General features: G+C 64.6%; 5 protein-coding genes. All 5 read left to right on the top strand.

The annotated features are described in order from the left end of the window. Nucleotides 1-241: 241 nt before the first annotated feature. A complete protein-coding gene (gene xsc, locus TRIHO_RS04350; protein ID WP_068240742.1) occupies nt 242-2,020 on the top strand; it encodes a sulfoacetaldehyde acetyltransferase in 1,779 nt (592 codons plus the stop codon). Nucleotides 2,021-2,025: 5 nt separating this feature from the next. After that, nucleotides 2,026-2,778: a TSUP family transporter gene (locus TRIHO_RS04345; RefSeq protein WP_068240741.1), complete on the top strand. Its 753-nt coding sequence runs from the start codon at nt 2,026-2,028 to the stop codon at nt 2,776-2,778. Then, nucleotides 2,775-3,959: an acetate/propionate family kinase gene (locus TRIHO_RS04340; RefSeq protein ID WP_068240739.1), complete on the top strand. Its 1,185-nt coding sequence runs from the start codon at nt 2,775-2,777 to the stop codon at nt 3,957-3,959. Before TRIHO_RS04345 ends, TRIHO_RS04340 begins: the two co-directional genes overlap by 4 nt. 230 nt (nt 3,960-4,189) lie before the next feature. Next, a complete protein-coding gene (locus tag TRIHO_RS04335; RefSeq protein WP_068240744.1) occupies nt 4,190-5,179 on the top strand; it encodes a YeiH family protein in 990 nt (329 codons plus the stop codon). Between the two features lie 24 nt (nt 5,180-5,203). After that, on the top strand, nt 5,204-7,962 hold a 2,759-nt coding region (locus TRIHO_RS04330), incomplete at its 3' end, for a molybdopterin oxidoreductase family protein (protein WP_068240735.1).

The raw sequence follows: 7,962 nt of genomic DNA, 5'->3' as shown, positions 1-7,962 counted from the left end.
CTGCCACGCCCAACGGGCCGATGGGTTTCGTCAGAAACACAAAGGACGGGCGGGAGCCCCTCCCTTGCCTCCCTTACCTCCCTTGCGCCTTTCACCTTGCGAGCGGAACCGGGCGGGCGGGTCTGCTGGCCATACGGCACCGGAAAACTGGCCCTAACGCCGGTCCACATCGCCGCCTAAACCGGATGATAGACGATCAGCACCCATCGGCGCGTTCCGCTGGGCAAAGGAGAGATCCACCATGCGCATGACCACCGAAGAAGCCTTTGTCAAAACCCTGCAAATGCATGGCATCGAACATGCCTTTGGCATCATCGGCTCTGCCATGATGCCGATTTCAGATCTTTTCCCAAAGGCGGGCATCACCTTCTGGGACTGCGCTCATGAAGGGTCTGCCGGGATGATGGCGGATGGCTACACCCGTGCGACCGGCAAGATGTCGATGATGATCGCGCAGAACGGCCCCGGCATCACCAACTTCGTCACCGCCGTCAAAACCGCCTATTGGAACCACACGCCGCTCTTGCTGGTGACGCCGCAGGCGGCCAACAAGACCATCGGTCAGGGCGGTTTTCAGGAAGTCGAGCAGATGAAACTGTTCGAGGATATGGTCGCCTATCAGGAAGAGGTCCGCGACCCCTCCCGCGTCTGCGAAGTGCTCAACCGGGTGATCAGCCAGGCCAAACGCGCCTCGGCCCCGGCCCAGCTGAACATTCCGCGGGACATGTGGACCCAGGTGATCGACGTCGCCCTGCCCGCGATTGTCGAGTTTGAACGGCCCGCCGGCGGCGAGAGCGCAGTGGCCCAGGCGGCCGAACTGTTGTCCAATGCCAAGAACCCGGTGATCCTCAACGGGGCTGGCGTCGTGCTGTCCAGGGGCGGCATCGCCGCTTCCATGGCGCTGGCAGAGCGGCTGGATGCGCCGGTCTGCGTCGGCTACCAGCACAATGACGCCTTCCCCGGCTCGCATCCGCTGTTTGCCGGTCCCTTGGGGTACAACGGCTCCAAGGCCGGGATGGAACTGATCAAAGAGGCCGATGTCGTCCTGTGTCTCGGCACCCGGCTCAACCCCTTCTCCACCCTGCCCGGCTACGGCATGGACTATTGGCCGACCGAGGCCAGGATCATCCAGGTCGACATCAACCCCGACCGCATCGGCCTGACCAAGACCGTCTCTGTCGGCATTGTCGGTGACGCGGCCAAGGTCGCGACCGGGCTGCTCGATCAGCTGGCCGACACTGCAGGCGATGCGGGCCGGGCGGCGCGCAAGGCCAGGATCGCCGACACCAAATCCCGCTGGGCACAGCAGCTGGCGTCGATGGACCACGAGGACGACGATCCGGGCACCAGCTGGAATGAACGTGCCCGTGCCGACAAACCCGACTGGATGAGCCCCCGCATGGCCTGGCGCGCGATCCAGTCTGCCCTGCCAAAAGAGGCGATCATCTCCTCGGACATCGGCAACAACTGCGCCATCGGCAATGCTTACCCATCGTTTGAGGCCGGCCGCAAATACCTGGCACCCGGTCTGTTTGGCCCCTGCGGCTACGGCCTGCCCGCGATCATGGGGGCCAAGATCGGCTGTCCTGATACGCCGGTTGTGGGCTTTGCCGGCGATGGCGCCTTTGGCATCGCGGTCAACGAGTTGACCGCCATCGGCCGCGCCGAATGGCCCGCAATCACCCAGGTGGTGTTCCGCAACTACCAATGGGGCGCGGAAAAGCGCAATTCGACCCTGTGGTTTGACGACAACTTCGTCGGCACCGAGCTGGACACCAAGGTTTCTTATGCCGGCATCGCCTCCGCCTGTGGCCTCAAAGGGGTTGTTGCCCGTTCGATGGACGAGCTGACCACCGCCCTGCACCAGGCCATCGAGGACCAGAAGAACGGCATCACCACCCTGATCGAGGCAATGATCAACCAGGAGCTGGGCGAACCGTTCCGCCGCGACGCGATGAAAAACCCGGTCGAGGTCGCCGGGATTTCAGCCGACGACATGCGCCCGCAGGACGGCGCCTGATCGCGATGGCCGGGGCGCTGCCGTTTGACCTGTCCACCGGGCAGGGCCTGTTCCTTGCGGCCGCGTTGTTCTTCGCGGCGGCGATCCGGGGCTATTCCGGCTTTGGGTTCTCGGCAATCTTTATCGTTCTGGCGGCGCTGGTGACGAACCCCTTGCCGCTGATCCCGGTGGTTTTCACCTGCGAGATCGCCATGACCGCCTTTCAGGCCCGCGGGATCTGGCCGCATGTGGATTGGCGGCGTGCTGTGGCCCTGCTGGGCGGGGCGGCGGTCGCCACCGTGCCTGCGGTGGCGCTGATGGCGCGGCTTGATCCATTGCAGGCCCGGCTTGCGGTCTCCGGTCTGATCCTCGCGCTCAGCCTTTTGCTGATCAGCGGCTGGCAGTTGCAACGCCCCATCGGCCGACTGGGTCATGGCGCCGTGGGTCTGCTGTCGGGAACTGCCAATGCGGCAGGCGTCGGCGGGCTGCCTGCGGCGGCCTTCCTGTCGGCGCAGGTGATGCCGCCGGTGGTGTTTCGCGCCACGATGATCGTGTTCCTGACCGGCATCGACCTGATGGCCCTGCCAACCATGTCGGCACATGGGCTGGTCACCACCGAAACGGGCGTTGCAGTCCTGCTCGCCTTTCCGATCCTCGGCGCCGGGGTCTGGCTCGGGGGACGCGGCTTTGCGACGGCGGATCCGGCCGGGTTTCGGCGCAAGGTGGTGATCTTGCTGGGCCTGCTCGCCCTGCTCAATATCCTGAAGACCGCGCTATGAGCGCGCCGCAGGACATACTGGTCCTGAACACCGGATCTTCCTCGGTCAAATTCGCGGTGTTTGATGCGCATATGCAGCAGCGATTTTGCGGGCTGGCCGAGGGCATCGGTCAGGCCGGGCGAATCCGGATCGAGGCCGGCGCCGGGGACGGAGCTGGAGCCGGAGCGGAAACCGAATTCGCAGATCTGCCCGACCACCGCCGCGCCCTGTCAGCGGTTCTGACCCGCCTGTCGCAACAGGGCGCAGGGCCGGATCGCTTGCGCGCTGTCGCCCATCGCGTGGTCCATGGGGGCAGGCGGCTGCTGGCCCCGGCCCGCATCACCGCCGAGGTCCGTGCCTGCATTGAGGACTGCGTTCCCCTTGCGCCGCTGCACAACCCACACGCGCTGTCGGCAATTGATGCCCTCGACGACCTTGCCCCGCAGCTACCGCAATACGCCAGTTTCGACACCGCATTCCACGCCACAGCGCCCGAGGTTGCCCAGCGCTATGCCCTGCCGCCCGAGGCGGAGGCCCTCGGGCTGCGGCGTTATGGGTTTCACGGCCTGTCCTATGCCGCGCTCTGTCGCCGCCTGCCCGACATCTCGCAGCAGCCTCTGCCACGACGGCTGCTCGCGTTTCATCTTGGCAATGGCGCCTCTGTCTGCGCCATCCTCGACGGGCAATCGGTGGCCACGACCATGGGCTATTCTCCGCTTGAGGGGCTCACCATGGGGACCCGCGTCGGCACGCTGGACCCCAACGCCACCCTGCGACTGGTCGAAGACCTCGGGCTGGCCCGGACCAAGGACCTGCTGAACCGCAAATCGGGCCTGTCTGGCCTGGCTGGCGGGCTGTCGGACATGCGCGCCCTCGACGCCGCTGGCACCGCCGAGGCCCGGTTTGCCATCGCGCATTTCTGCTACTGGGCCAGCCGCCATGGTCACAGCCTGCTGGCGGCACTGGGCGGTTGCGACGCCATCGCCTTTACCGGCGGCATCGGGGAAAACGCCCCGGCGATCCGCGCGACCATCCTCGACAGCTTCGGCTGGCTCGGGATCGCGGTCGACCCGGACGCCAACGCCAACAACGCACCAAGGCTCAGCGCCACATCGGCCCCCACAGCCGCCTGGATCGTCCCCGCCGAGGAAGAGCGCCAGATCGCTCTGGATGCCCGCTTCCTCATCGACACAGGTGAATAGCACCACAAAAACAAACGTTCTCCCCTTTCCAAAACGAAAGAACATCCCTACCAATTTTTGAAGTCAAATTAGTGAATTGTTTCACCTTGCAGGGCTGCGGAGAATTGATACACAAATGATACGACAGCCCTGCCCTGCTGCCTGCCCGCGCGCCGCCCTGAACGCCCCCTGAAAGCCACGTCTTGACAAATACCGCCCTGCCCGCCCGCCTCACCGACCTGACCCAGTCCTTGCGCAGCCGCGCCAAAGTTCTGTTCCCCGGCGTTGCCGTCTCGGTCATTGTCGCGGTAACGGCGCAGTTTCTGGCCGAGCATTACGCAACGCCTGCGATGTTGCTGGCCTTGCTTCTGGGCATCGCGGTCAGCTTTCTCGGAGAAGAAGGCCGCACAGTGCCCGGCGTCGCCTTTTCCGCCCGCACCCTGCTGCGGCTGGGCGTGGCGCTCCTTGGCGTGCGCGTATCGATGATGGTGCTTGCGGGTCTTGGCCTGCCGCTGATCCTGCTCACGGCGGGAGGTGTCGTCGCCACGATTGCATTTGGCCTGCTGATCGCGCGGTTTTTCGGTCATGGCTGGCGCTTTGCCCTGCTGACCGCCGGTTCGGTGGCAATCTGCGGCGCCTCGGCGGCGATGGCCATTGCCGCGATCCTGCCCCGCGATGGCAAATCTGAACAGCGGCTGATTTTTACCGTCATGGGCGTGACCGTGCTCTCGACCATCGCCATGATCGCCTATCCGATCCTCGCCCGGTTCATGGAATTCGATCACATCCAGGCCGGGGTGTTTCTCGGCGGCACCATTCACGACGTGGCACAGGTGGTCGGCGCGGGTTTTTCAATCTCGGAAGAAACCGGCGACACGGCGACCCTCGTAAAGCTGATCCGGGTGTCCATGTTGGCGCCGGTGGTACTGGTGGCCTCGCTGGTGATCCGCGCCCGCCTTGAGGCCCCCGCCGACGGCAAGCAGCCGCCCTTGCTGCCCGGCTTTGTCATCGGGTTCATCGTGTTGGCCGGGCTCAATTCCTTCGGTCTTATTCCCGCCGCGCTCAGCGAGTTTCTCAGCACCTGCTCGCGCTGGCTGCTGCTGATCGCCATCGCTGCCGTCGGTATGAAAAGCAACCTCAAGCAGGTGCTCTCTGTCGGCGGCGCGGCCATCGCGTTTCTGGTGGTGGAGACACTGTTTATCGCCGGGCTCATACTTGCGGGGATCCAGCTTTTGACCTGAGGCGCAGAATTCAAGGGAGGCCAGATGACATTCCAGCAACCCGAGGTGGAGACCTCGCCGCCGGTCTCTGACGAGATCCGCAAGACGACCTGCTACATGTGCGCCTGTCGCTGTGGCATCAACGTGCACATGAAGGGCGGCAAAGTCGCCTATATCGAAGGCAATCGCGACCATCCGGTGAACAAGGGCGTGCTCTGCGCCAAGGGCAGCGCCGGCATCATGCAGCACAACGCCCCCGCCCGCCTGCGTGCGCCCCTGAAACGTGTCGGCCCACGGGGTTCCGGCGAATTCGAGGAGATCTCCTGGGACGAGGCCCTAGACATCGCCCAGGGCTGGCTGGAACCCTTGCGCAAGGACCACCCTGAAAAGCTGGCGTTCTTCACCGGTCGCGATCAGTCGCAGTCCTTCACCAGCTTCTGGGCGCAGAACTTTGGCACCTGCAACTACGCGGCGCATGGCGGGTTCTGCTCGGTCAATATGGCCACCGCCGGGATCTACACCATGGGTGGTGCCTTCTGGGAATTCGGCCAGCCCGATTGGGACCACACCAAGCTGTTCCTGCTGTTCGGCGTCGCCGAGGATCACGACAGCAACCCGATCAAGATGGGCATTGGCAAGATCAAGGCACGCGGCGCACGGGTGATTGGCATCAACCCGATCCGCACCGGCTATAACGCGGTGGCGGATGACTGGGTCGGCATCACGCCCGGCACCGATGGGCTGTTCATCCTGTCGCTGGTGCATGTGCTGATGAAAGCGGGCAAGATCGACCTCGACTATCTTTCCCGCTACACCAACGCGCCCGTGCTGGTGAACCAGGACAAGGACAGCCCCGACTATGGCCTGTTCCTGCGCGACGACCACGGCGCGCCGCTGGTGATCAACCGCAAGACCGGCAAGCTGGCGCCCTTCGACATGCACGGCGTGCGCCCCGACCTCAGCGGCCATTTCCAGATCGGCGATGTCACCCATGTCTCCGTCTTCCGTCTGATGGCAGATCAGTATCTCTCTGACGAATACGCGCCCGAAGCGATCGCCACACGCTGCGGCATTCCCGCGCCCCGTATCCGCGCCATCGCCGCCGAAATCGCCCGCGTCGCCTTTGACGAGGCGTTCGAGCTGGACCGCGAATGGACCGATTTTCGCGGTGAAACACATCGGACCATGCGGGGCCGCCCGGTCTCCATGCATGCGATGCGCGGTGTCTCCGCCCATGCCAACGGGTTTCAGACCTGCCGCGCCCTGCATGTGCTGCAAATCCTGCTGGGCACGGTCGAGGTCCCCGGCGGCTTTCGCTTCAAACCGCCCTACCCCAAACCCGCCACCGCTCATCCGCCCCCCCATTGCCGCGTGACACCGGGCAAACCGCTGGATGGGCCACACCTGGGCTTTGTGCAGGGGCCGGAACATCTGGCCTTGCTGAATGACGGCAGCCCGGCGCGCATCGACAAGGCCTTCACCTGGGAAAACCCGATGTCCAGCCACGGGCTGATGCATATGGTGATCTCCAACGCCCATGCCGGCGATCCCTACAAGATCGACACGCTGTTCCTCTATATGGCCAACATGGCGTGGAATTCCTCGATGAACACCCGCGGCGTGATGGAGATGCTGACCGACACCGACGAGAACGGCGACTACGTGATCCCGCATCTCATCTACTCCGACGCCTATTCCTCCGAAATGGTCGCCTATGCCGACCTGATCCTGCCCGACACCACCTATCTGGAGCGGCACGACTGCATCTCGCTGCTGGATCGCCCGATCTGCGAGGCGGACGGCGCGGCGGATGCGATCCGCTGGCCGGTGGTGGCGCCGGATCGCGACGTGCGCGGGTTTCAATCGATGCTGGTCGATCTTGCCAACCGCATGCAGCTGCCCGGCTTCACCAACGCAGACGGCAGCGCGAAATACCAGGACTACGCCGATTACATCGTCAACCACCAACGCAAGCCAGGCATCGGCCCGCTGGCAGGGTTTCGCGGCGACGGCACGGCCGCCGGGCGGGGGGACCCCAATCCGGACCAGCTCCAGCGGTATATCGACAACGGCGGCTTTTTCGTCAAACACATCCCCGAAGAGGCCAGCTATTACAAACCCTGGAACATGGCCTATCAGGACTGGGCAGTCGATCTTGGCCTGTTCGACACCCCGCAGCCCTACCTGTTCCAACTCTACGTCGAACCGCTGCGCAAATTCCAACTGGCCGCCGAAGGCCACGGCGAGCGCCAGCCCCCCGACCACCTGCGCGCCCGCATCCAGAACACCATGACACCGCTGCCGGTCTGGTACGAGCCCGACCCGCAGGGCAACGCGGGCTTTTCGATCAATGCCCTCACCCAGCGGCCGATGGCCATGTATCACTCCTGGGGCAGCCAGAACGCCTGGCTGCGCCAGATCCATGGCCACAACCCGCTTTATGTGCCGACAAAACTGATGCGCGCCCACGGCCTGAGCGATGGCGACTGGGCCCGTGTCACCTCGCCCCACGGCGCCATCACCGTGCCGGTGATGGAAATGGCCGCCCTGAATGACAATACCGTCTGGACCTGGAATGCCATCGGCAAGCGCAAAGGCGCCTGGGCCCTCAGCCCCGACGCCCCCGAAGCCACCAAGGGCTTCCTGCTCAATCACCTGATCCACGAGTTGCTGCCCCCCAGAGGCGACGGCCTCAGATGGGCCAATTCCGATCCCGTCACCGGACAGGCCGCCTGGTTCGACCTCAAGGTCACACTTGAAAAGGCCGCGCCCCCGGATGGCAGGACCCACAGCCTCCCCGACAC

The organism is Tritonibacter horizontis (assembly GCF_001518015.1).
Classification (GTDB): domain Bacteria; phylum Pseudomonadota; class Alphaproteobacteria; order Rhodobacterales; family Rhodobacteraceae; genus Epibacterium; species Epibacterium horizontis.
The sequence above is the reverse complement of the archived record's forward strand: the minus strand, read 5'-3'. Positions and strand labels throughout refer to the sequence as shown.

Excerpts from the sequence above, each read along its gene's own strand:
- xsc (WP_068240742.1), top strand. The coding sequence starts at position 242 with ATGCGCATGACCACCGAAGAAGCCTTTGTCAAAACCCTGCAAATGCAT.
- TRIHO_RS04345 (WP_068240741.1), top strand. The coding sequence starts at position 2,026 with ATGGCCGGGGCGCTGCCGTTTGACCTGTCCACCGGGCAGGGCCTGTTC.
- TRIHO_RS04340 (WP_068240739.1), top strand. The coding sequence starts at position 2,775 with ATGAGCGCGCCGCAGGACATACTGGTCCTGAACACCGGATCTTCCTCG.